Annotated in this window: 24 protein-coding genes; 14 read left to right on the top strand and 10 right to left on the bottom strand. The window is 62.4% G+C overall.

The window, feature by feature from the left end; genetic code table 11:
* Positions 1-244: 244 nt before the first annotated feature.
* Positions 245-2,530: a TonB-dependent hemoglobin/transferrin/lactoferrin family receptor gene (locus P3R82_RS12985; protein ID WP_283194136.1), complete on the bottom strand. Its 2,286-nt coding sequence runs from the start codon at positions 2,528-2,530 to the stop codon at positions 245-247.
* 250 nt (positions 2,531-2,780) lie between these two features.
* On the opposite strand from P3R82_RS12985, the gene P3R82_RS12980 reads away from it, so the two are divergent.
* Positions 2,781-3,770, top strand: a complete 990-nt coding sequence (locus tag P3R82_RS12980) for an extensin family protein (protein ID WP_283194135.1) — start codon at positions 2,781-2,783, stop codon at positions 3,768-3,770.
* A gap of 73 nt (positions 3,771-3,843) precedes the next feature.
* On the opposite strand, the gene P3R82_RS12975 is transcribed toward P3R82_RS12980, so the two are convergent.
* Positions 3,844-5,523: a formate--tetrahydrofolate ligase gene (locus P3R82_RS12975; RefSeq protein ID WP_283194134.1), complete on the bottom strand. Its 1,680-nt coding sequence runs from the start codon at positions 5,521-5,523 to the stop codon at positions 3,844-3,846.
* A gap of 149 nt (positions 5,524-5,672) precedes the next feature.
* On the opposite strand from P3R82_RS12975, the gene P3R82_RS12970 reads away from it, so the two are divergent.
* A complete protein-coding gene (locus tag P3R82_RS12970; protein WP_283194133.1) occupies positions 5,673-6,185 on the top strand; it encodes a TIGR00645 family protein in 513 nt (170 codons plus the stop codon).
* Positions 6,186-6,461: 276 nt separating this feature from the next.
* Complete coding sequence (locus P3R82_RS12965) at positions 6,462-7,181, top strand: LuxR family transcriptional regulator (protein WP_283194132.1); 720 nt, start codon at positions 6,462-6,464, stop codon at positions 7,179-7,181.
* A gap of 37 nt (positions 7,182-7,218) precedes the next feature.
* On the opposite strand, the gene P3R82_RS12960 is transcribed toward P3R82_RS12965, so the two are convergent.
* The 3 genes from P3R82_RS12960 to P3R82_RS12950 form a co-directional block, all read right to left on the bottom strand.
* Positions 7,219-8,349: a DUF2333 family protein gene (locus tag P3R82_RS12960; RefSeq protein WP_283194131.1), complete on the bottom strand. Its 1,131-nt coding sequence runs from the start codon at positions 8,347-8,349 to the stop codon at positions 7,219-7,221.
* A gap of 124 nt (positions 8,350-8,473) precedes the next feature.
* Positions 8,474-9,547, bottom strand: coding sequence for a hypothetical protein (locus P3R82_RS12955; RefSeq protein ID WP_283194130.1), 1,074 nt, complete (start codon positions 9,545-9,547; stop codon positions 8,474-8,476).
* A gap of 70 nt (positions 9,548-9,617) precedes the next feature.
* Complete coding sequence (locus P3R82_RS12950) at positions 9,618-10,220, bottom strand: thymidine kinase (protein ID WP_283194129.1); 603 nt, start codon at positions 10,218-10,220, stop codon at positions 9,618-9,620.
* A gap of 235 nt (positions 10,221-10,455) precedes the next feature.
* On the opposite strand from P3R82_RS12950, the gene P3R82_RS12945 reads away from it, so the two are divergent.
* The 7 genes from P3R82_RS12945 to P3R82_RS12915 all read left to right on the top strand — a co-directional run bounded on the left by P3R82_RS12945 (position 10,456) and on the right by P3R82_RS12915 (position 17,280).
* Positions 10,456-11,412: a choline ABC transporter substrate-binding protein gene (locus tag P3R82_RS12945; RefSeq protein ID WP_183899385.1), complete on the top strand. Its 957-nt coding sequence runs from the start codon at positions 10,456-10,458 to the stop codon at positions 11,410-11,412.
* An 80-nt stretch (positions 11,413-11,492) separates the two neighbouring features.
* Positions 11,493-12,338 (top strand): choline ABC transporter permease subunit, encoded by an 846-nt coding sequence (gene choW, locus P3R82_RS12940; protein ID WP_283194128.1) that lies wholly within the window; start codon positions 11,493-11,495, stop codon positions 12,336-12,338.
* Positions 12,335-13,387 (top strand): choline ABC transporter ATP-binding protein, encoded by a 1,053-nt coding sequence (gene choV, locus P3R82_RS12935; protein WP_283194127.1) that lies wholly within the window; start codon positions 12,335-12,337, stop codon positions 13,385-13,387. Before choW ends, choV begins: the two co-directional genes overlap by 4 nt.
* Positions 13,388-13,418: 31 nt before the next feature.
* Positions 13,419-14,174 carry a pyridoxamine 5'-phosphate oxidase family protein gene (locus P3R82_RS12930; protein WP_283194126.1) on the top strand — a complete coding sequence of 252 codons (756 nt, stop codon included), beginning with the start codon at positions 13,419-13,421 and terminating at the stop codon, positions 14,172-14,174.
* 93 nt (positions 14,175-14,267) lie between these two features.
* Complete coding sequence (locus P3R82_RS12925) at positions 14,268-14,585, top strand: metalloregulator ArsR/SmtB family transcription factor (RefSeq protein WP_018897310.1); 318 nt, start codon at positions 14,268-14,270, stop codon at positions 14,583-14,585.
* 233 nt (positions 14,586-14,818) lie between these two features.
* Complete coding sequence (locus tag P3R82_RS12920; protein ID WP_283194125.1) at positions 14,819-15,880, top strand: alpha/beta fold hydrolase; 1,062 nt, start codon at positions 14,819-14,821, stop codon at positions 15,878-15,880.
* Positions 15,881-16,176: 296 nt separating this feature from the next.
* Entirely contained in the window at positions 16,177-17,280 is a 1,104-nt protein-coding gene (locus P3R82_RS12915; RefSeq protein WP_283194124.1) for a branched-chain amino acid ABC transporter substrate-binding protein, read from the top strand.
* Between the two features lie 102 nt (positions 17,281-17,382).
* On the opposite strand, the gene P3R82_RS12910 is transcribed toward P3R82_RS12915, so the two are convergent.
* A complete protein-coding gene (locus tag P3R82_RS12910) occupies positions 17,383-18,216 on the bottom strand; it encodes an alpha/beta hydrolase (protein WP_283196334.1) in 834 nt (277 codons plus the stop codon).
* A gap of 312 nt (positions 18,217-18,528) precedes the next feature.
* Here P3R82_RS12910 and P3R82_RS12905 point away from each other — a divergent pair, with 312 nt between their 5' ends.
* The 3 genes from P3R82_RS12905 (at position 18,529) to P3R82_RS12895 (ending at position 21,093) form a co-directional block, all read left to right on the top strand.
* A complete protein-coding gene (locus tag P3R82_RS12905; RefSeq protein ID WP_283194123.1) occupies positions 18,529-19,002 on the top strand; it encodes a MarR family transcriptional regulator in 474 nt (157 codons plus the stop codon).
* Positions 19,003-19,136: 134 nt separating this feature from the next.
* A complete protein-coding gene (gene ade / locus P3R82_RS12900; protein WP_283194122.1) occupies positions 19,137-20,834 on the top strand; it encodes an adenine deaminase in 1,698 nt (565 codons plus the stop codon).
* Between the two features lie 58 nt (positions 20,835-20,892).
* Positions 20,893-21,093 carry a hypothetical protein gene (locus P3R82_RS12895; protein ID WP_283194121.1) on the top strand — a complete coding sequence of 67 codons (201 nt, stop codon included), beginning with the start codon at positions 20,893-20,895 and terminating at the stop codon, positions 21,091-21,093.
* 41 nt (positions 21,094-21,134) lie between these two features.
* Here the strand turns inward: P3R82_RS12895 and P3R82_RS12890 are convergent, their stop codons facing one another.
* The 3 genes from P3R82_RS12890 to P3R82_RS12880 are packed head-to-tail and all read right to left on the bottom strand — an operon-like array spanning position 21,135 to position 23,511.
* Positions 21,135-21,389 (bottom strand): toxin-antitoxin system HicB family antitoxin, encoded by a 255-nt coding sequence (locus P3R82_RS12890; RefSeq protein WP_283194120.1) that lies wholly within the window; start codon positions 21,387-21,389, stop codon positions 21,135-21,137.
* Positions 21,386-21,811 (bottom strand): putative toxin-antitoxin system toxin component, PIN family, encoded by a 426-nt coding sequence (locus P3R82_RS12885; protein WP_283194119.1) that lies wholly within the window; start codon positions 21,809-21,811, stop codon positions 21,386-21,388. Before P3R82_RS12885 ends, P3R82_RS12890 begins: the two co-directional genes overlap by 4 nt.
* Before the next feature lie 50 nt (positions 21,812-21,861).
* Complete coding sequence (locus P3R82_RS12880; protein WP_283194118.1) at positions 21,862-23,511, bottom strand: alpha-glucosidase family protein; 1,650 nt, start codon at positions 23,509-23,511, stop codon at positions 21,862-21,864.
* Positions 23,512-23,726: 215 nt separating this feature from the next.
* On the opposite strand from P3R82_RS12880, the gene P3R82_RS12875 reads away from it, so the two are divergent.
* Positions 23,727-24,638: a sugar kinase gene (locus P3R82_RS12875; RefSeq protein ID WP_283194117.1), complete on the top strand. Its 912-nt coding sequence runs from the start codon at positions 23,727-23,729 to the stop codon at positions 24,636-24,638.
* Between the two features lie 7 nt (positions 24,639-24,645).
* Here P3R82_RS12875 and P3R82_RS12870 read toward each other — a convergent pair whose 3' ends face one another.
* On the bottom strand, positions 24,646-24,936 hold the full coding sequence (locus P3R82_RS12870; protein WP_283194116.1) for a hypothetical protein: 291 nt from the start codon (positions 24,934-24,936) through the stop codon (positions 24,646-24,648).
* Positions 24,937-24,942 lie beyond the last annotated feature (6 nt).

The following is a 24,942-nucleotide window of genomic DNA, read 5'->3' as shown; positions in this document are numbered from 1 at the left end:
CACTCCGTTATCGGCCCGGATGACAGGCGGCCTTAAAAACAAAAAAAGCCGCCTGGTGTTTTCCGGGCGGCTCATCGTCGTCTTTGGACACGATTGGTCGAGGCCGCCTCAGCGAGCCCACCACCAGATTGCAATGTTCAAGGACATGTTCATGGGCGGAATTGTTAGCGTGAGTTCAAGGAGAGCGCAAGAGGCGAATGCGGCAACGAAAAAGGGCGACCCGGAGGCCGCCCTTTCGATCGTGTCAGAAGCGCTGCGTGAGCGAGATTTTGAAGGTACGGCCCGGCTCGGAGTAGTATTCGCGAGGCTGCGAACCACCGTTACGCACCGAGGCGTAGTCGTAATAGGTCTTGTCGAAGACATTGTAGATGCCGGCGTTGATCTTCAGGCCCTTGATCTGCTCGGGCTCCCACCAGGCGGTCAGGTCGACGATGCCGTAGCCCGGCGTGCTGAAGTAGCTCATCGACGTCGCGGTTCCGATGGTCTGGCCACGCGCACGCTTGACGCCGGTCCAATCCAGGCCGACACCCCAGGTCTCGGTGTCGTATCCGACGCTGATCACGGCCTTGAGCGGCGCGACCGACTGCAGGAACGTATTCGTGTCGAGGTTGTTGCCCTCCGCGTAGGCCAAGCCGGCCAGAGCGCGGAAGCCGTTCGAAAACCGCTTGTGAACGGAGACTTCGGTACCGTAGATCTCGGCGTTGGCGACATTGTTGTAGGTCGTGATGCCCTGCGGATACTGTGCCAGGTTGTAGCCGAGAGCGGCTGCCTGAGCGGCGTTCACGCTCGTCGTGTCGATGAAGTTACGGTAGCGGTTGTAGAACAGGTTGACGCGGCCGCCGAATTCATCGTCGCCGAGCTTGGCGCCGACTTCGAAACCATTGCTGGTTTCCGACTTCAGGTTGGGGTTGCCGATACGCAGGTAGGTGCCCGGTCCGCCGAAGTTGCTGTAGAGTTCACCGGCCGTCGGCGCGCGGAAGCCCATCGCCCACTGGCCGTAGAGCAGAACCTGGTCGTTGACTTCCTGCTCCAGCCGGACCTTCGGCGATATCGCCGTGTCATCGAAGCTGTTCGGCAGCGCCGGGTTATTGGCGTTCTCGGCGAAGGCATCGGTCATCTTCGGATCATGCTTCACCCAGTCGAAGCGCACGCCGGGCGTAACCGAGAAGCCTGTATCGCCAAAATTGATCTTGTCGTCGACATAGAGGCCGATCCGACCGCTGTCCACCTTCGGCGTATCGGCCTGGTTGGTATGCAGGTTGGCGCACGCGGTGTATCCGGCCGGATAAGAGCCGTTCGCAAGCGGTGCCGGGCATCTGTCGTAACCCGACGAATACTGCTCGTCGATGCTGCGGGCAATGTCGAAGCCGAAGACGAAATTGTGGTCGAGGTAACCGGTATCGACGTTCTTTTCCAGCGCGCCGACGAGACCGATCGTGCGTTCGTTATACTCGTTCAGGCGACCGATCGGGCCGACGACCGATGTCGAGCGGTAGCCGGTATATCCGGTGCCGCGCGTCTGATCCTGCCAGTAGAGCGAAGCCCAGGCGGAATCCACGAGGCTGTCGTCGCTCTCGGACTGGAACTTGTAGTCCAGCGAAACGCGATCGCGCGCGGTGGCGTCGTTGGTTTCGTAATTGCCCGGACGGTAGTTGCCGGTCAGTGTCTGGTTCGTCTTCGCGTCGGTATCGCGATCCTTGCGGTAGCTCTCCGCCGTCAGGCCGATCGTGTGGCCGCCTTCGAGCTGCTGGCGCAGCTTGAACAGCAGGTTGTGCTGCTGATAGTCGGAAGGGTTGGGGGCCGTGCGGGTCGCACCGTAGGTATCGACGGTTCCCTGGCTGTCGGTCTGCTTGCCGGCCTTGTAGCCGCCCTGGAACATGATCGAGGTGTTCTCGATGCGCTTGGCGATCGCCGCGGATGGCGCGGAGCTGCGGTCGGAGCTGTCGTAGGTGTACTTGACGATGCCGCCCCAGTCCCGGCCTTCCTCGATCAGGTCTTCCGGCTCCAGCGTGCGCACGGCGAGAACACCGCCGAGCGCGCCGCCCCCGGCACGGCTGGAATCGGCGCCACGCAGGACGTCGACGGCCGAAAGCGACGAGAAATCGAAGGTATCGACGCCACCCGTGGCGCTGCGCGTCGCATCCGAAAGGAAGGTCAGCGGAATGCCGTCGACGGTCGTCAGCACGCGGCTGCCCTCGAGGCCGCGAATGTTGACGCCACCCGTGCTGCGGTTGAAGTTGACGCCCGGCTCGGCGATGCGGCCAAGATCGCTGATGCTGGTGATCTGCTTGTTCTCGATCTCGGCGGCTGTCGTCTCGGTGGCGAGCGGCGTGTCGGTGACGCTGCCCGGCTCCGGCGCGGCGGAGACCCGCTTGCCCTTCACCACGATCTTCTGCAGCGTCGTTTCGCCGTCGCTCGTCGCGGCCGGCGTCGTCGTCTGCGCGCTCTGCGCCAGCGTCTGCGAGACCGGACCGGCAAGAACGAACGCCGTGCCCACCAAAAGCGCCGCGCGCCAATGTCGGATAACCATAATCAACCCCTCAATGAAAAAAGTACCGGGCTGGCTGGTCGTCGCGCATCCGCGCTTGGAGGGGCTGGCTAGGTGTCTCGGCGAAGAATTCCGCCTACTTCTTGCCGCATAAAAAACATGAGTATGGTTGTCAATATATTCCGCCCACATATCATGATATAAGCAGTCATGTTTTAATCATGGCGATCAACGTTGCGAAATTGCAACGAAATCCGCTCCCATACGTTGTTATCCCGCTGGGCATGAAACGATGGATGGAAGCGTGAACAAGACGGGCCAGATCGCGACAGCACTGTTATGCCTCATCATCTTGACCGGCGCCGGCCTGCCCCAGACCGGTCCGAGACCCGAAGTGAAACCCGGCGACAAGCCTTTGGAACAGCAGTCCGAGGACCCGGCGAAAGTTGAGGTCGCGCCCAAGCCGCTTCCCAAACCCGACACCGATGAGCCCGACCGTAACGAGTCAGACGCGAAGCCCGACACGTCGAAGTCTGACATGTCGAAGCCCGGCGCGAACACCACCGAAGGCGAACAGCCCTCCTCCGACACGACGAGCAAGGACGCCGCCCCCTCCAAGAGCGACGTCACCAAGGGCGAGGTCCCCAAGCGCGAGGTACAGGGACCGAACCTGCCCGAAAAGCAGACGCTCGAGGCGCAGAACCTGACGATCGAGCCGGAAAGCGATGCCGACCACTCGGCATGCGTCAACGAACTGGAGAGCCTTGGCGTCGTCTTCACCGATCTCGACCGCATCGACGACGGCAACGGCTGCGGCATCGACAAGCCGATCAAGGTCAGTGAAGCCCTGCCCGGCATCAAGCTGAAGCCGGATGGCGTCATGCGCTGCCCGGCCGCGCTGGCGCTTGCCCGCTGGATGAAGCAGACGGTGGTCCCGGCGGCCGCCGTCGCCGCCCCCAATCAGGGCCGCATCACCACCATCAACCAGGCCTCGACCTATATCTGCCGCCTGCGCAACAGCGCCGAAACCGGCAAGATTTCCGAACACGCGCGCGGCAACGCCGTCGATATCGCCAGCTTCGGCTTCGAGAAGGGCGAGGGTGTCGCGGTCAAGCCGAGGCGCGAGGATCTGACCCTGATCGGCGCCTTCCAGCGCGCAGTCAGCGCCGCCGGCTGTCTGTATTTCACCACCGTGCTCGATCCCGAAAGCGACGCCGCCCACGAGAAGCACTTCCATCTCGACGTCCTGCAACGCAATGGCGGCTACCGCTACTGCCGGTGAAAATCGAGACATGTCAGTGGCTTGCCGGGACGACGTGAATCGGAATCCGAGCGTCTTCAATCCAGGCGGAAGGTCAGAACAGCCCCTCGATCGCGCCTTCTTCGTTGAGATGGATGCGCTCGGCGGCAGGCGATTTCGGCAGGCCGGGCATGGTCATGATCTCGCCGGTGATGACGACGACGAAGCCGGCGCCCGCCGACAGCCTGACCTCGCGCACCGAAACCACATGCCCCTCTGGCGCGCCGCGCAGGTTCGGGTCGGTCGAGAACGAATATTGCGTCTTGGCGATACAAACCGGCAGATGGCCATAGCCCTGCTCTTCCCAGACCTTCAACTGGTCGCGCACCGTCTTCGGCACGCTCACCTCGCTGGCATGATATATCTGGGCGGCCACTTCCTCGATCTTCTCGATCAGCGGCATGGCGTCGGGATAGATCGGCGCGAACCTGGCATCGCCCGATTCCGCCATCTCCACCACCTTCCACGCCAGTTCCTCGATACCGGCAGACCCTTCCGCCCAGTGCCGGCAGACGATCGCCTCGGCGCCGAGATGCGCGACATAGGCCTTCACCGCCTGCACCTCGGCATCCGTGTCGGAAACGAAGTGATTGATGGCGACCACGACCGGCACGCCGAACTTGCGCACATTGGCGACATGGCGGCCGAGGTTGGAACAGCCGCGCGTCACTGCGCCGACATCCTCGCGTCCGAGATCGCCCTTGCCGACACCGCCATTCATCTTCAGCGCGCGCACGGTCGCCACGATCACCGCCGCATCGGGCTTCAGCCCGGCCTTGCGGCACTTGATGTCGAAGAACTTCTCCGCTCCGAGATCCGCGCCGAACCCGGCCTCCGTCACCACGTAGTCGGCAAGCTTCAGCGCCGTCCTGGTGGCGATGACGGAGTTGCACCCGTGGGCGATGTTGGCGAACGGGCCGCCATGCACCAGCGCCGGATTGTTTTCCAGCGTCTGCACCAGGTTCGGCTGCATCGCATCCTTGAGAAGCACGGCCATGGCGCCGTCCGCCTTCAGGTCGCGCGCGAAAACCGCTGTCTTGTCGAAACGGTAGCCGATGATGATGTTGCCGAGGCGCTCTTCAAGGTCCTGAAGATCGGAGGCCAGGCACAGGATCGCCATCACCTCCGAGGCGACCGTGATGTCGAAGCCGCTCTCGCGCGGAAAGCCGTTGGAGATGCCGCCGAGCGAGGCGACGATCTCGCGCAGCGCCCGGTCGTTCATGTCCATCACGCGCCGCCAGGTGATACGGCGCACGTCGATATCGAGCGCGTTGCCCCAGTAGATGTGGTTGTCGATCATCGCCGAAAGCAGGTTATGGGCCGCCGTGATCGCGTGGAAATCGCCGGTGAAATGGAGGTTGATATCCTCCATCGGCACGACCTGCGCATATCCGCCGCCGGCCGCCCCGCCCTTGACCCCGAAGCACGGCCCGAGCGAGGGCTCGCGCACGCAGATGACGGCCTTCTTTCCGATCCGGTTCAGCCCGTCGCCGAGCCCGACGGTCGTGGTCGTCTTGCCCTCGCCGGCAGGCGTCGGATTGATGGCGGTGACGAGAATAAGCTTGCCGTCTGGCTTGCCCGCCTGCGCGGTGGTGAATTCGGCGCTGATCTTCGCCTTGTCGTGCCCATAGGGCGAGAGCTGAGCCGCCGGAATTCCGAGCCTGTCACCGATCTCGTAGATCGGCTTTTTCACCACGGCGCGCGCGATCTCGATGTCGGTTTTATACTCAGCCATGCCGCCCCCGGACCTTTTCGTCGTTCGAACGTCACGTTTATGCCAATGGCCTGGTGAAATATACCGAAAGTTTGCGACCCCGCCCGTTGCGCACGGACACCCGCAGCCTCTATCACCAGGCGTTGATTTAGCACTTACGGGGATAAACCATGAAATCACTCGAGCTCATCGTCGAGCGCATCATTCTTTCCAGCCGCTGGATTCTCGTCGTCTTCTATCTTGGCCTGGCGCTTTCGCTGGCGGTCTACGCCGTGTCCTTCGGCTACAAGTTCCTGAAGGTCGCCTCCAACGTCTTTACCTATGACGAAGGTGAAATGATCCTGGCCATGCTCGGCCTCATCGACGCGGCGCTGGTCGCCAGCCTGATCGTTATGGTGATGATCTCGGGCTACGAGAATTTCGTCAGCCGCTTCGACGAAAGCGAGGCCGACGTATCCTTCATCGGCAAGCTCGATGCCGGCAGCCTCAAGATCAAGGTCGCCTCGTCGATCGTCGCCATCTCGTCGATCCATCTCCTGCAGGTTTTCCTGAATTCGGAGCAGTTCACCGACAGCAAGATCATGTGGCTGACCATCATGCACATGGCCTTCGTCGTCTCCGCCGTCATGCTCGGTTTCCTCGAGCAGTTGATGCGGAAAAGCAAGGACAGTTCGAAGGTCTGACGACGACTGATTCGCGGGCGGCCTTGCCGCCTGCGACATATCGCGCAAGGCAGATAATACCCTTGTGATTTGCTATTGAACAAAATTCCTGCGCCCGACAGCGCGAAAACCATATATAGTTGTTTTAATATTTGCTAATAACAACCGATGGAAGATTTTTAGTGTTTAAATTATAACACATTAATCTAATAGCAGTGCGCCGCACAAATTCTGGCTAGCAAATATATCAGATAGCCGATCTTATGGCTCAAGTTGCAGGCGGGCGGGAATTGATTGATGTCTTACATAGCTACCTCGGAGAGGCAGTCAGTATTGACGGCTGAAATTACAGCAGTGAAAACTAGACCGGCATTCGCCCAGGCAATGTTTCGTACCGCCGAAGCTTTCGGCTTCAAATACGCGACGCTGATGGACGCACCGACGCCCGAAAGTTTTCTTCTGAAGTCGCTGTTGATCGAAACCAATCTTCCGGCCGCCTACGTCAGCGGCTTCGATCGCGCCCGCTTCATGCAGCTTCCAATGTTTTCGACCGGCATGTCGGGCTCTGCCCTGCCCCGCTCCTGGAACCTGCGCGATGGCTCCAACATGTTCCCGCCGGAACTGGAGGAGCTGAAGAGCGCCCACGACATGCGGGCGGGCGTCGCCGTTCCCATGCATTCCGCGGACGGTCACCGTTTGCTGTTCTGGCTGTCGGGCACGCGCGCGCCGCTTGGACAGACGGAGATCAACGAAGTGAGCATGATCCTGCTGCACCTGCTGGACGCCTTTAATCTCGTCAAGTCCGCCAAGAGCAGCGACCACCCGCCCTTGTCGGCGCGCGAGCGCGAAGTCGTGCGCTGGACGTCGCAGGGCAAGACCTCGATCGAGATCGGGCAGATCCTGTCGCTCTCCGACCACACGGTCAACGCCTACATGACCAGCGCCATCAAGAAGCTCGATTGCGTCAACCGCACCCAGCTGGTCGCCAAGGCGATCCGCTACAAGCTGATCAACTGACGCCGCGCCACCGGAGACGGCGCGGCAAGGCTCGCCCTTATCGGCCGAGCACCGCGCGCATCTCCACCAGGTTCGAGCGCACTCTCAGAATATAGAAGCCCATCGTCGCCAGATGGCTGGGCATGATCCAGCCGTCCTCGCGGCCGTTCGAAATGATCGCCGGCTGGATGCGCAGCGCCGCCTGGAACTGGGCGTTGGTCACGCCGTAGAGCGCGCCGAGATTGCGCTCCGCGATCACCCGCGAAAAGTCCGATTGGGCGGCGGCCAGAATGGCGTAGTAGCCGTAGAGCTGGCCATAGGCGAACCAGAAGCGATCGTCGGCGCGGGTATCGAACCAGCCGCTCGCGGAGTTGGCCGAACGCTCCGCCAGCATGTCGGATGTCGCGCCGAGATCGTTGGCGATACGGTCGATGAACTGGATGAGATTGTCGGCGCGGGTGTCGAACACGGCGTTGCAGTTGGACAGGTCCGTGTTGAACTTGCGAAGGCTGTTGATCGCCGAGCGATAGTAGCTCGGCGTCGGCGTCTTCGGGCCGAACGGATTGACCCCGAAATACCAGCTGAACTCGTCGAACTGCAGCTTGCCGCGCGCATCCTGCAGGTCGCTGTTGATGCCGGACGTGCCGCGCACGCGCCCCAGCGTATCGACCAGCTCGACGGAGGTGCGACGCACCGCCTGGTTCACGCCGCGCTGGAACGAGGCCTTGTTGTCGAGGAACGGCGTGTTGTCCCAGTCGATCCCGAAGAAGCCGAGGCGATAGAGCAGCATGGAGGAGATCCATGCGTTCTGGTTGACGTTGAAATCGGTGAGATCGGCGACGACATCGACGATCGCCGCGCGCTGGCAGGTCTTTGTCGCCGGCGCGCTCGCGCCGTCAGCGGCCGGGATTTCCTGGCCGGCGGGAACCTTGCGCTCGGCGAGCTTGTACTGGTCGACGAAGGACGGATTGAAGCCGGTCCACGATTGCGTCTGCACGATGAAATAGCCATAGAGCAGGACGAGCAGCACCAGGATACCGATGACGGGAAGCCGGACCAGCCAGCTTCGCTCGACATACCAGCCCCGCGCCGCGAGGAAGGGCCAGAACGCCCAGGCCACGAAAAGCCGCGCCCAACGACCAATCGCCCGGCCGATCGATCTGAAAAAACCGGAGATTCCGTCAAGCATCGACTATTCCCTTCTGCAGCCCAAAGCGCGTGTTTTACCCGCTCTCAGATATGCATCCACATCTCAAACGGCAACATCCTGCTGTTACTATTGTTTCTTCCGCCGATCCTGAAGACGGGCACGTCTAGAGACGCGGCATCCGCAAGCGCAGCTTCCCCGACATGTTCGTCGTGTCGATCAGCGGCGCGCCCGACGCATCTTCATTTTGGTGGGCGTAAAGCGGAAATCTCTTGCCGAACTGCGCGTCCGCCGTCCGCTTGCGATGCTCTATCTCCTGCGGCAGCAGCATGTCGCGTTCGAACAGCACGATGGCGTCGGCAATGCTGGGAAACAGTTCCGACGAGATCTTCACCTTCGAGCCGGGAATATCGGTATCGACCTGGGCCTGATATATCAGAAGACGCTCTTCCGTATCGATCATCAGCTTGCGCATCAGCGTGTTGCACTGGCCGATCTCGGTGTTGAGCCCGTCGACCAGCAGCTGGAAGATCCCGATGAAGCGCTCGCGCCGCTGGCTCTCGTCGCGCAGCTCGTGCTCGCGGGTGGAGATTTCGTCCGCCTGCGCCTTCAGCGCCTGGCGCTCCTCCTCCATCCGCTGCCACTCGGCCTTGCTGCCGTAGACGCCGATCCGCCCCTGCGTCGTCAGCGCCTTGGCGTTGAGCTCCTTGATGCGGATGCGGGCGATGTCGATGTCGTCGACCAGCCGGCGCCGGCGCTCGACGATATCGACCAGCCGGCCCTCGGCCTCCTTGTGGGCGGTGACCACGACCGCGCGGTGACGCGTGATCAGCCCGGCGACGCTGTCGGACTTGACCATCAGGTCGCGCAGCCGCTCGACCACGGGCGCTGCCCGCACGCGGCTGCTGTGGCGCCGCCACATGCGCTGGCGCGAGAAATGCCCGATGAACCGCTCGGTCGCCGTCAGGCCCCGGAAACTGTCGAGATCGGACGACACCTTGACGGTCATCGCATCCAGCGTCGCCACCAGTTCGGCAAGCAGCTCCGCCAGGTTCCTGGCGTCGGCGGAAAAGCCCTGGAAGCGCTCGTTTTCGACAAGGAAGCGTTCGTCGTCGATGTCGGTCGGGTGCCGCGCGAACTCGCCGACGAAATCGGCGCATGTCTTGATCTTCACCGGCAATTCGTCGGCAATCGCACTGGCGGCATCAAATGTGGTGTCGAACGAGACAGGCTTGCGCACCCGATATCCCCGATGAATCGAATGCCGCCAAACTAGAGCCGTTCAGTCTCAAATGGAAGCAGCGCCTTGCTCAGGCCCTCTCGGCGACCCATTCGCCGTTCATGGCGTCGTCCCAGTGACGGCGGCAGAGCGACACGTATTTCTCGTTGCCGCCAACCTCGATCTGCGCCCCTTCCCGTGCCACCGCGCCGTTGCCGTCGAGCCTGACGACCATCGTCGCCTTGCGGCCGCAATGGCAGATGGTGCGCACCTCGCGCATCTCGTCGGAGATCGCCATCAGCTCCTGCGAGGCCGGAAACAGCTTGCCCTGGAAATCCGTACGCAGTCCGTAGACCATGACCGGAATATCGAGCCGATCGACGACGCGCGCCAGCTGCCAGATATGCTCGCGCGTCATGAAATGCGCTTCGTCGACGAAGACGCAGGCGATGGGTTCGCCCGTAGCCCCCTGCTCGGCGATCAGCGCAAGCAGATCCGCGTCCTGCTCGAAGGCGACGGCGTTCGCCTGGAGCCCGATCCGCGAGCCGATGACGCCCTTGCCGGCCCGTTCGTCGAACGCCGCGATCAGCAAGAGAACGCGCATGCCGCGCTCCTCGTAATTATACGCGGCCTGCAGCAGCATCGTCGATTTGCCGGCATTCATCGTCGAATAGTTGAAGTAAAGCTTCGCCATTGCATTCTCCGTCTCTCCGCTTCTTGGTGGCTCGGCACCGCCAAGAAAACCCCCGGCCACCGTTAATCACAGAAAATTGCCGGAAACGCCCGTCAAATCCGGCGAAATTCAAGCAATCCATTAAATGCCCGACGTCGCAATCGGATACGGCAATGCGGCGCAAACACACTGAGGTCGCTTGTAAAACTCGGCTATTGATGATTGGCTTGGGAACGTAAGACTGGGAGTTCTATAAATGAAAACGACAAGCGCATTCAAACTGATCACCGCCACGGCCGTTGCCGCGCTCTCTGTCGCAACCGCCGCCTATTCCGCCGACCCGGCCAGCTGCTCCACCGTCCGCTTGTCGGATGTGGGCTGGACCGACATCACCGCGACGACGGCAACCGCATCCGTGATCCTCAAGGGTCTCGGCTACAGCCCCGACGTCAAGGTTCTCTCCGTACCGGTCACCTACCAGTCGCTGAAGAACAAGGACATCGACATCTTCCTCGGCAACTGGATGCCGACCCAGGAAAAGGACGTCCGTCCCTTCATCGACGACAAGTCGGTCGAATCCTTCGGCCCGAACCTGACCGGCGCGAAATACACATTGGCGACCAACGCCAAGGGCGCCGAGCTCGGCATCAAGGACTTCAAGGATATCGCCACCTACAAGGACGATCTCGAAGGCAAGATCTACGGCATCGAGCCAGGCAATGACGGCAACCGTCTCGTCATGAACATGATCGAGAAGGACACCTTCGGCATGAAGGGCATGGAGGTCGTCGAATCCTCCGAGCAGGGCATGCTGGCGCAGGTGGCCCGCGCCGAAAAGGCCGGCAAGCCGGTCGTCTTCCTCGGCTGGGCGCCGCATCCGATGAACGAGAACTTCCAGCTCACCTATCTGACGGGTGGCGACGACGTTTTCGGTCCTGACTTCGGTGGCGCCAAGGTGTTCACCAACGTGCGCGCCGGCTATCTCACCGAATGCCCGAACGTCGGCACGCTCTTGAAGAACATGGTCTTCTCGCTTCCGATGGAGAACCAGATCATGGGCAAGATCCTGAACGACGGCGACGAGCCCGAAAAGGCCGCCACGGCATGGCTGAAAGCCAATCCGACGGCGATCGAGCCCTGGCTCAAGGGCGTCAAGACGCTCGACGGCAGCGGCGACGGCGTTGACGCCGTCAAGAAAAGCCTCGGCCTCTGATATCGAGTGCGGGGTGGCCCTGGCCGCCCCGTTTTCGCTATCCTCGCCCCTGTTGTTGTTCTTTCTGGATAGGCACGCCCTTGAACTGGATCACCGACTTTAAAATCCCCATTGGTCCCTGGGCGAAAGCCTTCGTGGATTGGCTCACCACGAATGCCGACTGGTTCTTCAACCAGCTTGCCTTTGTCCTGTCCCGCGTCATCAACGGCCTGCTCTTCGTGCTGCAGACGCCGCACCCGCTGATCGTCATCCTCGGCATCACCGCCATCGCCTACTGGCTGAGGCGTTCGGTCGTCGTCGCCGTCTTCACCTGTCTCGGGCTGCTGTTCATCATGAACCAGGGCTACTGGAAGGAAACGACCGCGACGCTGGCGCTGGTGCTCGCCTCCACCTTCGTCAGCATGGTCGTCGGAATTCCCCTTGGCATCGCGGCCGCCCGCCGTCCCTGGGTCAATTCGCTGCTTCGGCCCGTGCTCGACCTGATGCAGACCATTCCGACATTCGTCTATCTGATCCCGGCGCTTATCCTTTTCGGCCTCGGCATGGTGCCTGGCCTGATCGCGACGGTGATCTTCGCCATCCCCGCGCCCATCCGCCTCACCCGCCTCGGCATCATCTCGACGCCGCCCTCGCTGGTCGAGGCCGCCGAATCCTTCGGCGCGACCCCGATGCAGGTGCTGCGCAAGGTCGAGCTTCCCTACGCCACGCCGCAGATCATGGCCGGCCTGACGCAGACCATCATGCTGTCGCTGTCGATGGTCGTCATCGCCGCTCTCGTCGGCGCCGACGGCCTCGGCGTCCCCGTGGTGCGCGCGCTCAACACCGTCAACGTCGCCAAGGGCTTCGAGGCAGGTCTCTGCATCGTCATCCTGGCGATCATTCTCGACCGAATGTTCCGCGCGGCGGGTGAAGGAGACGGCGCATGACCGCGGTTCGCTTCGATAATGTCAGCATCGTCTTCGGCGACAAGCCGGACGCAGCCCTCGCCCTGGCCGACAAGGGCAAGAACCGCGACGAGATCGGCGCCGAAACCGGGCTGGTGCTCGGCGTCGCCGATGCCTCGCTGGAGATCCAGGAAGGCGAGATCCTCGTGCTCATGGGCCTTTCCGGCTCCGGCAAGTCGACGCTTTTGCGCGCCGTCAACGGGCTTGCCCCGGTCGTGCGCGGCGAGGTCACCGTCAACACCGCGTCGGGACCGGTCAACCCCTACAAGACCTCCGCCAAGGGCCTGCGGGACCTGCGCATGCACACCGTCTCGATGGTGTTCCAGCAGTTCGCGCTCCTCCCCTGGCGCACCGTCGCCGACAATGTCGGCTTCGGCCTCGAACTGGCAGGCATGGCCGAGGGCGAGCGCAAGCAGCGCGTCGCCGAACAGCTCGAGCTGGTCAACCTGACCAAGTGGGCCGATCGCAAGGTCAACGAGCTCTCCGGCGGCATGCAGCAGCGCGTCGGCCTTGCCCGCGCTTTTGCGACCGGCGCGCCGATCCTTCTGATGGACGAGCCGTTCTCGGCGCTCGATCCGCTCATCCGCACCCGCCTGCAGGATGAACTGCTCGAGTTCCAGCGCCGCCTGAAGAAGACCATCCTCTTCGTCAGCCACGATCTCGACGAGGCCTTCCGCATCGGCAACCGCATCGCGATCATGGAGGGCGGGCGCATCATCCAGTGCGGCACGCCGCAGGACATCGTCAAGAACCCGGCCGACCAGTATGTCGCCGATTTCGTCCAGCACATGAACCCGATCAGCATGCTGACCGCCCGCGACGTCATGCATTCGGGCCTCGGCGATGCAGCGGCCGGCGCCAGCGTCAGCGGCACGGCCAAGGCGGAGACCCCGCTGATCGACATTCTCGACGCGCTGTCCCGCCAGCCGGGGAGCATCGGCGTGGTCGAGAACGGCGCCATCATCGGCACGATTTCCGCCCAGGACGTCGTCGCCGGCCTGACGCAGCACAGGAAGAAAGAACAGGCTTGATCGAGCTGTCCGCTTCCGCCAGAACGTGGACATGAAAGATCAGCCTTCCGTCATCAGGGAAACGGACGAAGAGGCGCGCAGGCTGGCGCGCACTCTTCTCCGCTCCGCCCGCTACGCCGCCATCGCGGTGCTCGACCCGAAGACCGGCTTCCCCTTCGCCAGCCGCGTGCTTCTCGGCACCGATATAGACGGCGTTCCCGTCATCCTCGTCTCCGGCCTCTCGGCGCATACCCGTGCGCTCGACGCCGATCCCCGTGCCTCACTTTTGACCGGCGAGCCCGGCAAGGGCGACCCGCTCGCCCATGCCCGACTGACGACGCAGTGCCGCGCGGCGGCCGTCGAGCGCGGCAGCGCCATCCACACACGCATTCGTGATCGCTTTCTGGCCCGTCATTCGAAGGCGAAACTCTATGTCGATTTCGCGGATTTCCGGTTTTTCCGCCTGATTCCCGAGAGCGCCAGCCTCAATGGCGGCTTCGGCCGGGCCTATGTTCTGGGTGGAGAAGAGCTGATGATCCGCTCGGACGCCAACGAGGAACTGGCGGCTTGCGCCAATGAGGTAGTGCAAGATTTGCTAGCGCTGGAGCCCGATTTGGCAAGGAAAACAGCGATCACGCATAAAGCACGCATGGGGGCCAAATGGGCGATTTGTGGAGTCGATTGCGCCGGTTTTGATGTGATTTCGGGCGATTTGCTGGTGCGACACGAGTTTGACACACCCGTGAACAGCCGCGATCAACTTTATTCACATATATCTAACATGAAATACTCAATACCTGAAATTTAGCTATATACAATCTTGAAGGCCTCTTGCTAGTTTTCACCGTCGGCGATTTCAGGCCGACGTTTTTTTGAATTCCGTTTCCATGGGAAGATGATTATGGACACAATTGATTTGACCGCTCACGCGAATGTTGCAGCCGCGCTTTTGTCCGCCATGGCAAATCCCAAGAGACTTCTGATCCTCTGTAATCTGGTCAAGGGCGAAATCCCCGTCGGCGCGCTGGCCACCGAAGTCGGCCTCAGCCAGTCGGCGCTGTCGCAGCATCTCTCGAAGCTGCGCGCCCAGAAGCTGGTCAAGACCCGCCGCGACGCACAGACGATCTACTACTCCAGCACCTCCGATCAGGTCATCCGCATTCTCGAGACCCTGACGCAGATCTACGCAGAACCGGTCCGCGCCAAGTCGGCCGCCTGATCGCTTGAAGCCTTCCGGTCGTTCCCAGGCGGAACGACTGACCATTTTCATCACCATTTCATATTGACGGATCGGCGACCTCAGGTTTGCCGATCTTTTTTGCGCGCGGCAGCACCGGCCGGTGAACGGGTGCCGGTGGCTCCTGAAAATCAGGACCTGAAACGCGTTATCGGTCTCCATGCAGCGAATTCCCTGAAACGGATGGGGCGCCCTTTCCGATCGGAGATCATTGCATGCGCACACGACTGATCGCACTCATCCTGCTTGCCAGCTTTTCCGCCTTCCCGGCCTTCGCCGCACCAGGTTTCCGACAGACCACCATCGCCGCGACAGGCGCTCGTCCGCCATTGTCCATCAGCCTCTGGTATCCCACGACGTCCACCGCCGAACCTATAAACCTCGGCGAGACACCGGCCTTCGTCGGGCTCCCGGTCATTCGCGACGCCGAACCCGCGCCCGGCCCGCGCCCGCTGATCCTGCTTTCTCACGGCTATGGCGGCAACTGGCGCAACCTCGCCTGGCTTGCCGGCGAACTTGCCGCCAAGGGTTATGTCGTCGCGGCGCCCGACCATCCCGGTACGACCACGTTCGACATGCGGTCGCCCGACACTATCGAAATTTGGCAGCGGCCGCGCGACCTCAGTCGGGTGATCGATACGCTTCTGGCAAACCCCGGCCTTGCGGGCTCGGTATCGCCGGACCGCATCGGCGCCATCGGCCACTCGCTTGGCGGATGGACCGTGATGGAACTCGCCGGCGGCCGGTTTGACGCCGGGGCGGTCATGAACGATTGCCCCCGCGTGCTCGGCCCCGTCTACTGCAGGACGTTCACGGCATTGGGCGTCGGCCGCGACGCGTCCTCCATGGCAGCTCTTGGCGCGGATCTTGGCGACGCCAGGATCAAGGCGATCGTCACGCTGGACCTCGGCCCCGGACGCGGCCTGACGTCGGAAAGCCTCGCTGCGGTAAAGGTTCCGGTGCTTGTCCTCGGCGCGGGCGAGAACGTCGATCCCGAGACTGCGGAGAAAGCCAGTATCGCCGCAACCAATAAGGACTCCTTCTATCTCGCCGAGCACCTGCCGCCAACCACGACGCAATTCGCCCTGGTGCCGGGCGCCTTGCATTTCAGTTTCATGCAGCTTTGCAAGCCGGGCGCGGCAGCGCTCATCGAAGAGGAGGCCCCTGGCGAGAGCATTGTCTGCCGGGATGCGCCTGGCGCCGATCGACAAGCGGTCCATCGCGACGTGAGTGACAGAATAATGGTCTTTCTCGGGAGTGCGCTGGCCGATCGATGACGCCGAGCTGTCTTCTCCACAAATCACGGCTTTTCACCCGAGAAGCCGTGATTTTCGACCTCTCGGATATCGAATCCGTCACAATTCGCCATCGTCATTCTATCTTCTTGCTAAATCGACGCGAAATTCCTAATAAACTTGCAATGCGTCCTTCGAGCCAAACATGGCCGGATGGGCGTGTTTGCCGCGCGCAGTCCGTCGTCCTTGGCGCATCCCTGAACGGATGTTTGTACGGCCTGGATTGATCGCAGCGGCAGGACAGTCGCGGGCTTGAAACCCATCCAAGGAGAAACGGAATGACCCTGAAGACCCTGACGGCGACCCTCGTCGCCTCGCTCGCCTTCGCGCCGCTGGCGCATGCGGATATCACCATCGGCCTGATCGCGCCGCTGACCGGCCCCGTCGCCGCTTATGGCGACCAGGTGAAGAACGGCGCCCAGACCGCCGTTGACGAAATCAACAAGGCCGGCGGCATCCTCGGCGAGAAGGTCGTGCTGAAATTCGCCGACGACGCGGGCGAGCCCAAGCAGGGCGTCTCGGCCGCCAACCAGCTCGTCGGCGACGGCATCCGCTTCGTCGTCGGCCCGGTCACATCGGGCGTCGCCATCCCGGCCTCCGACGTCTTCGCCGAAAACGGCGTGCTGATGGTCACCCCGACCGCCACCGCCCCTGACCTGACGAAGCGTGGCCTCGCCAACGTTCTGCGCACCTGCGGCCGCGACGACCAGCAGGCCGAAGTCGCCGCCAACTACGTCCTGAAGAACTTCAAGGACAAGCGCATCGCCATCATCAACGACAAGGGCGCCTATGGAAAGGGTCTGGCTGACTCGTTCAAGGCAACCCTGAACGCCGGTGGCGTCAAGGAAGTCTTCGATGACGCGCTGACACCCGGCGACAAGGATTTCAGCGCGCTCACCAGCCGCCTGAAGGCCGAAAAGGCCGACGTCGTCTATTTCGGCGGCTACCATCCGGAAGGCGGCCTGCTCGCCCGCCAGCTGCGTGACCTCTCGGTCAACGCCGTCATCATCGGCGGCGACGGCCTGTCGAACAGCGAGTTCTGGAACATCGGCACCGATGCCGCTGGCGGCACCATCTTCACCAACGCCGTCGACGCCACCAAGAGCGCCGACTCCAAGGCCGCCGCCGACGCGCTGAAGGCCAAGGGCATCCCGGCCGAAGCCTTCACGCTGAACGCCTACGCCGCCGTCGAAGTCATCAAGGCCGGCATCGAGAAGGCGAAGAGCGCTGAGGATTCCGAAGCGGTCGCCAAGGCTCTGAAGGCCGGCGAACCGATCTCCACCGCCATCGGCAAGCTCACCTACGGCGAGACCGGCGACCTGACCTCGCAGAGCTTCTCCCTCTACAAGTGGGAAGCCGGCAAGATCGTCTCCGCCGAGTAATTCGGCTCGCCTCTGCGATCAAATACAGACCGGGCGCCCTCGCGGGCGCCCGTTTTTCGTTTGCGGATCTTTCAAAATAGCCTTCGCCGCAGCCGGCCTCGATCAGGCCTGGAAGAATTTCAGGAGATCGGCGTTGATGATGTCGGCATGCGTGGTTGCCATGCCGTGCGGCAGGCCGTCATAGGTCTTCAGCGTGCCGTTCTTCAAAAGCTTGGCGGCAAGCAGCGCCGAATCGGCGATCGGCACGATCTGGTCGTCGGCGCCGTGCATGACGAGAACCGGCGTCTTGATCTTCTTGAGGTCTTCGGTGAAATCGGTTTCGGAAAACACCGAGATGCAATCATACTGATCCTTGGCGCTGCCCATCATCCCCTGCCGCCACCAGTTGTCGATCACGCCCTGCGAGACCTTGGCGCCCGGCCGGTTGAAGCCGTAGAACGGGCCTTCGGGGATGTCGCGATAGAACTGCGCCCGGTTGGCCGCAAGCGCGGTGCGGAAGCCATCGAACACTTCGAGCGGCAGCCCACCGGGGTTCTTGTCGGATTTCAGCATCACCGGCGGGATCGCGCCGATCAGCACCGCCTTGGCGATCCGGCCGCGGCTCTCGTAGTTGCCGACATACCGTGTGACTTCGCCGCCACCGGTCGAGTGGCCCACATGGATGGCATTCTTCAGATCCAGATGTTCGGCAAGCTCGGCCACATCCGCCGCGTAGGTATCCATGTCGTTGCCGTGGCCCGGCTGGCTGGAGCGGCCGTGGCCGCGACGGTCATGGGCGATCACCCGGTAGCCCTTGCCGAGGAAGTACAGCATCTGCGCATCCCAGTCGTCGGCGCTGAGCGGCCAGCCGTGATGAAACACGATCGGCTGACCGGTGCCCCAATCCTTGTAGAAGATCTGCGTGCCGTCCTTGGTCGTGATGTAGCTGCTAGTCATGACGTTCTTGTCCTTACCGGTCGGGTGAGCAGTTTTCTGGGCGGCGGCCGCATGCGTCTGGCTCGCGGCCTCGGCCGAATTCGCAAAGGAGGCGGCGGCGGCCGTCGCAACGAGGCCGAGCCCGGCGACCATAACATGCCGTCTCGCGGAATTTTCGATGTCATCAGTCATGTTCATCTCCATTCGTTTTCGCGATAATCGATATCGCGATATACATACTCATAGCACTTCAAATTTTTCTGTCTACGAAAAAGATTATCGCGATATCATTTTTATGCTAGTGGTATCCATATAGACAGATGGAGCCTCGGCATGACCGACCAGATACACACCTCCCCTAAGCCCGCGCCCGGCACCACCACGCCGCCGCTGGACGACCAGCTGTGCTTCTCGCTCTATGCCGCGAGCCTCGCCATCAACCGCACCTACAAGCCGATGATGGACGAGATGGGCATCACCTATCCGCAATATCTGGTGTTGAACGTGCTGGGCGAACAGGACGGCGCCACGGTCGGCGCGATCGCCGACCGGCTGTCGCTGGAGTCCAGCACCATCACCCCGCCGGTCAAGCGGCTGGAGCAGGCAGGCCTCCTCGAACGTCGCCGCTCGACGCTGGACGAGCGCCAGGTAAACGTCTTCCTGACGCCTGCCGGCCGCGACATGCTGGCCCGCAGCAAATGTCTCGGCGACACGCTGCTCAGCCGTTCCGGCATGACCCTGACCGAGATCGCAGCCTTGAACGCGCAGATCCACACCCTGATCGGCGCCCTCGGCCAGACCGAATAGGCGCTGCCCTGATCCAGCCGGAACGGGACGGGCCCCGCGACTGCTTGGCGATGGACAAGTCCGATCCGCGCCTTCCCATGCGGCGCCCGCCTCTCTAGACTGGCAGCAAACACAACACCGGACCAGAGAGCCCCATGACCGAACGACTAGAACGCCTCATCGACCAGGGAACCGGCCGCGAGCCGGCCGATATCGTGCTCAAGGGCGGGCGGTTCTTCGATCTGGTGACGGGCGAGCTGGTGCAATCGGATATCGCCATCTGCGGCGACACCATCGTCGGCACCTGCGGCGATTACAACGGCAGGACCGAGATCGACATATCCGGCCGCATCGTCGTCCCCGGCTTCATCGACACGCATCTCCACATCGAAAGCTCGCTCGTCACCCCGCACGAGTTCGACCGCTGCGTGCTTCCCTATGGCGTCACGACCGTGATCTGCGACCCGCACGAGATCGCCAACGTGCTCGGCGCCGAAGGCATCCGCTATTTCCTGGAGTCTGCCGAGCAAACCATCATGGACATCCGCGTCCAGCTCTCCTCATGCGTTCCCGCCACGCATCTGGAAACCTCCGGTGCCGACCTGCCGATCGAAAAGCTCCTGCCCTTCCGCGACCACGAAAAGGTCATCGGCCTTGCCGAGTTCATGAACTTCCCCGGCGTGATCCACAAGGATCCCGTCTGCATGGCCAAGCTCGCGGCCTTTCAGGGAGCGCATATCGACGGCCACGCCCCGCTTCTCTCGGGCAGCGATCTCAACGGCTATCTCTCAGCCGGCATCCGCACCGAGCATGAATGCACGAGCGCCGAAGAGGCGCTGGAAAAGATCCGCAAGGGCATGCACATCCTGGTCCGCGAAGGCTCCGTCTCCAAGGATCTGCACGCGCTGATATCAATCATCACCGAGCGCCTGTCGCCGCATCTGGCGCTCTGCACCGACGACCGCAACCCGCTCGACATCGCCGAGCAGGGCCATCTCGACTACATGATCCGCACCGCGATCAAGAACGGCGTCGAACCGCTCGCCATCTACCGCGCCGCCTCGATCTCCGCCGCCCGCGCCTTCGGCCTGCGCGACCGTGGCCTCGTCGCCCCCGGCTGGCGCGCCGACCTCGCCGTCCTCGACAGCCTGGAGAACTGCAAGGCCGAGATGGTCTTCTCCGCCGGCCGCAAGGTGACGCCGGAGCTCTTCGAAACCCGCAAGCCCATCGCCCCCGTCGGCCTCGACAGTGTCAAGGCGCGAACGGTCAATGCCGCCCACTTCGGCGTGCCGGTTGCCGATGGAGAAACACCCGTCATCGGCGTCATCCCTGGCAAGATCATCACCGAGCACCGCCGCTACCGCCTCCCCGTCAAGGGCAACCAGACGGCGGTCGATCTGGATAACGACATCATCAAGGTCGCCGTCATCGAGCGCCACGGCAAGAACGGCAACCACGCCAACGGCTTCGTCCAGGGCTTCGGCCTGAAGAAGGGCGCGATCGCCTCCACCGTCGGCCATGACAGCCACAATATCTGCGTCGTCGGCGTCAGCGAGGACGACATGGCCATCGCCGCCAACCGGCTCGGCGAAATCAAGGGCGGCTTCGTCGTCGTCGAGGACGGCAAGGTCACCGGCGAAATCCCGCTGCCGCTTGCCGGCCTGATGAGCCTCGAACCCTACGAAACCGTCCGCGACACGCTGCACGACCTGCGAAAGGCAGCCTACGCCCTTGGAACGACCCTCGAAGAACCCTTCCTCCAGGTCGCCTTCCTGCCGCTCCCCGTCATCCCGCATCTGAAGATATCGGACATGGGCATGGTGGATGTCGATCAGTTCAGGCTGATCGGGTGAGGTGCGGGTTGGCAAACGACAACAGAGCGCATAGCTTCGACACCGATAGGAGCTCGCGATGACCAAGCTTGAGCAGATCGAAAAATTCGTAAGCGAACGGGACCCGCCGGATCTCGAAGCGTTCTCGGCATGGTTCGAGGCGTTTCAGGCGGAAAAGTGGGATCGCCGCATCGAAAGCGACGTCGCCGCCGGCAAGCTCGATGGGCTTGCTGACAAGGCGCTCAGTGATTTTCGCGCCGGCAAGACCCGACGGCTTTGAACCACCACGCTACTCCCGAGGGAGTGACGTCATCTCCGCAGTCACTTGCCGCGCAATTCATCTCCATCGGTAGGAGAGACGTCGCGCACCTTCTCCAACATATCCGCTAGGCCATCCCCACTCGCCCCGCCCGCCCGGCGTTCAAGGAATGTATTCGCGGTTTCGACGGCGCCGACCTTTTGCGCGACAGCCGAAGCAATCCATTGGTTGAGCGACACGCCGTCAGCCTTCGCGAGACGCGCGGCGGCTTCCTTGACCGATGCCGGCAGTTTGAGCGGATAGGTGTTCGTACTCATGATCCAATCTCCTGAAGCAACTGCGCCGGCCGCAAGACGCGAAGCGCAAATCGATCTTTTAAAGCGTCAAAATCCTTGAGATTGTGAGTCACCAAGGCATCCGCGTTGGCGTTGACCGCAGCCTCTAGAACAAACTCGTCCTTCGGGTCACTCAGCTGAGGACGCCATCGAAAGTGAACCTCGACCCCTTCGGCAAGCGCCGCGAACTCGGCCAACACAGCGTCGATATCTGGCGTTGAAAACCCATGAGCGGCACGCTGTTCCGGACGCTTCAGAACAGATCTGTATTCCAGAAACAGGGCCGTCGTCACCAAAGGCACGAGGGTTCGACGAGCCACCATCTGCATAACGGCGAACGACGCTCCGTTTCGGCTCCGAAGCGCGGCTGTCAGTACATTGGTATCGAGGACGACACGCTTCATGAAGCGACTATAATACATCCCATGGGATGTTTCAAACGGACGATGTCCCCTCAAACCACCCGCGCGCAAAACCCTTCCAGCGCCCCGAGCACCACCTTGCCGCCGTCAACCGTTCCCCCCGCCCCCGGCATCTCCACCCGCTCGCCGAGCACCATCCCCACAGGCAAACCGAACGACGCCGGCTCCCGTGTCAGGTTGAACACGAAGAGCAGCGTCTCGCCCTCCTTGCTGCGCGTAAACACCAGCAGATCCTGGTTCGTGTCGAGGAAGGTCATCGCGCCGTCGATCAGCGCCGGATGCTGTTTGCGGAAGGCCAGCGTGTCGCGGTAGTGGGTGAGCACCGAGTTGGCGTCGCCCTCCTGCACATCGACGGAAAGCGCGGCCTGCTCATAGGGCACCGGCAGCCAGGACTTCTCCGCCGTCGTAAAGCCGGCATGCGCGCGCGCGGCTTCCCAGGGCATCGGCGTGCGGCACCCGTCGCGGCCCTTGAAGGCCGGCCAGAAGCGGATGCCGTAGGGGTCGCGCAGGTCCTCGAAGGCGAGATCGGCTTCCGGCAGGCCGAGCTCCTCGCCCTGGTAGAGGCAGATCGAGCCACGCAACGTCGCAAGCACCGAGATAGCCAGCTTGGCGACCACGGGCCGTTCCTCGACCGTCCTGGCGAAGCGGCTGAGATGGCGGTTGACGTCGTGGTTGGAGAAAGCCCAGCAGACCCAGCCGTCCGCCACCATTGTCTGGAAGGCATCGACGCAGTCGCGGATATGGGCGGCGGTGAACTCCGGCCCCAGGAGATCGAAAGTATAGCACATGTGCAGCTTGTCGCCGCCTGATGTGTAGGCCGCCACCGTCTTCAGCGAGCGCGCCCCGTCGCCCACCTCGCCGACGGTCGTGCGCCCCTCGTAGCGGTCGAGCAGCGCGCGGAAACGCTGCAGGAAGCCGATGTTCTCGGGCTGCGTCTTGTCGTAGAGGTGGTTCTGCATGCCGTAGGGGTTGGTGTCGGGCGCATCCAGCCCGCCATCGCTGGTATCGGGCTCGTGCGCGGGGTTGTCGCGCAGGAGCTTGTCGCAGAAATAATAGTTGACCGTATCCAGCCGGAAGCCGTCGACGCCCCGGTCGAGCCAGAATTTCACCGTCTTCAGAAGCGCGTCCTGAACGTCGGCGTTGTGGAAGTTGAGATCCGGCTGCGAGGTGAGGAAATTGTGCTGGTAATATTGCCGGCGCACGCCATCCCACTCCCAGCCCGGCCCGCCGAAGATCGACAGCCAGTTGTTCGGCGCCGTGCCGTCGGGCTTCGGGTCGGCCCAGACATACCAGTCGGCCTTGTCGTTGGCGCGGCTGGAGCGGCTTTCGACGAACCAGGGGTGCACATCCGCCGTATGCGAAATCACCTGGTCGATGATCACCTTCAGCCCCAGCGCATGCGCCTGAACCATCATCTCGTCGAAATCGGCGATCGTGCCGAAGATAGGGTCGACGTCGCAATAGTCGGAAACATCGTAGCCCATGTCGGCCATCGGCGACTTGAAGAAGGGCGAGAGCCAGATCGCATCGACGCCGAGGCTGGCGATATAGGGCAGACGCCTCGTGATCCCCTTGAGATCACCGAGCCCGTCGCCATTCGTATCCTGAAACGATCTCGGATAGACCTGATAGACAACAGCACCCCGCCACCAGTCCGCATTCCCGCCCGTCCGAACCACCATTTGCCGCCGATCCTCGCTTTTATTGATATCCGTGCCGAGACTAAAGCGCCGAAAGTAAAAGACAACCGCGCTCACGTTTTTTTGCATGGCGGACAAGCGCTTCCGTCCGCTACCGGTGTCCCGCGACGCGGGTGTGGCAATATAAGGCTGATCCATGCTTGTCAGCACCGCGCGCGACGCGTATCAGCGAACACGAAACATCAGGGAGACCAGCGGTGGGCGGACGTTTTCTATCGATCGGGGAATGCATGGTGGAGCTGTCGCAGGCCGGCGCCGGGCTGCTGCGCAAGGGCTTTGCCGGCGACACGCTGAACACCGCATGGTATGCCCGCGCCTGCCTTCCTGAGGGCTGGTCGGTGGACTACTGCACCGCGCTTGGCGACGACGCCATGTCCGACGAGATGGTGGCCTTCTTCAACGAGGCCGGCATCGGCACGACGAGCATCCGCCGCATAAAGGGCAAGGCCCCCGGCCTCTACATGATCAGCCTCAAGGACGGCGAGCGCTCCTTCAGCTACTGGCGCGACAACTCCGCCGCCCGCCAGCTCGCCGCCGATGCCGACTTCCTGCGCCAGGCGATCGAAGGCGCCGACGTCGTCTATTTCTCCGGCATCACGCTGGCGATCCTGTCGCGCGACGACGCCGACACGCTGCTGTCGGAAGCCCGCCGCGCCAAGGCATCGGGCAAGCTCGTCGCCTTCGACCCCAACATCCGCCCGCGCCTGTGGTCGGGCTATGACGAGATGCACGCGACGATCAGCGAAGGCGCGCGCGCTGCCTCGCTGGTGCTGCCGAGCTTCGAGGACGAGGCCCTGCACTTCGGCGACGTCTCGATCGAGGCCACCATCCACCGCTACCGCGCGCTCGGCGTCCGCGACGTCGTCGTCAAGAACGGCGCCGACGGCATCACGCTCGATTTCGACGGCGAGGAAACCTTCGTCCCCGCCGAGAGGGTCGAGCAGGTCGTCGACACCACCAGCGCCGGCGACAGCTTCAACGGCGCCTTCATCGCCCACTATCTCGAAACAAAGGACGCCCCCGCATCCGCCCGCTTCGCCGCCAAGGTCGCGGCCCGGGTTGTGAGCGAGCATGGGGCGCTGGTGGCGAAGGATAAGCTTGGGGTTTGAGGGTGGGTTAGACGCCCGTCAGAAGTTCTGCGATTTGCACAAGTAGCGCCGCCGATTTGCTTGCCGCTTCGATCGCGTCGGCAGTCTCTTTAATCGCTTTGCTGATGGCATCGAGTTTCTCGATAAGCGCTCGATATTTCTCTGAGTCTTTATCAAGCTCAGCAAGGATTTTCTTCTTCTTCAGTGCAGTAAGCTCATTCCTGATCGCAACCAGTTCGGACCTGGCATCAGGATCTTTTGTCTGCTTGATTCGCTTGCGCACCGCTTCAAGGCAGTTATCCAATGGGGTCATCACCATCATTGC

The sequence above is a fragment of the Rhizobium sp. AN80A genome, assembly GCF_030053015.1.
In the GTDB taxonomy this organism is placed as follows: Bacteria; Pseudomonadota; Alphaproteobacteria; order Rhizobiales; family Rhizobiaceae; genus Rhizobium; species Rhizobium metallidurans.
The sequence above is the reverse complement of the archived record's forward strand: the minus strand, read 5'-3'. Positions and strand labels throughout refer to the sequence as shown.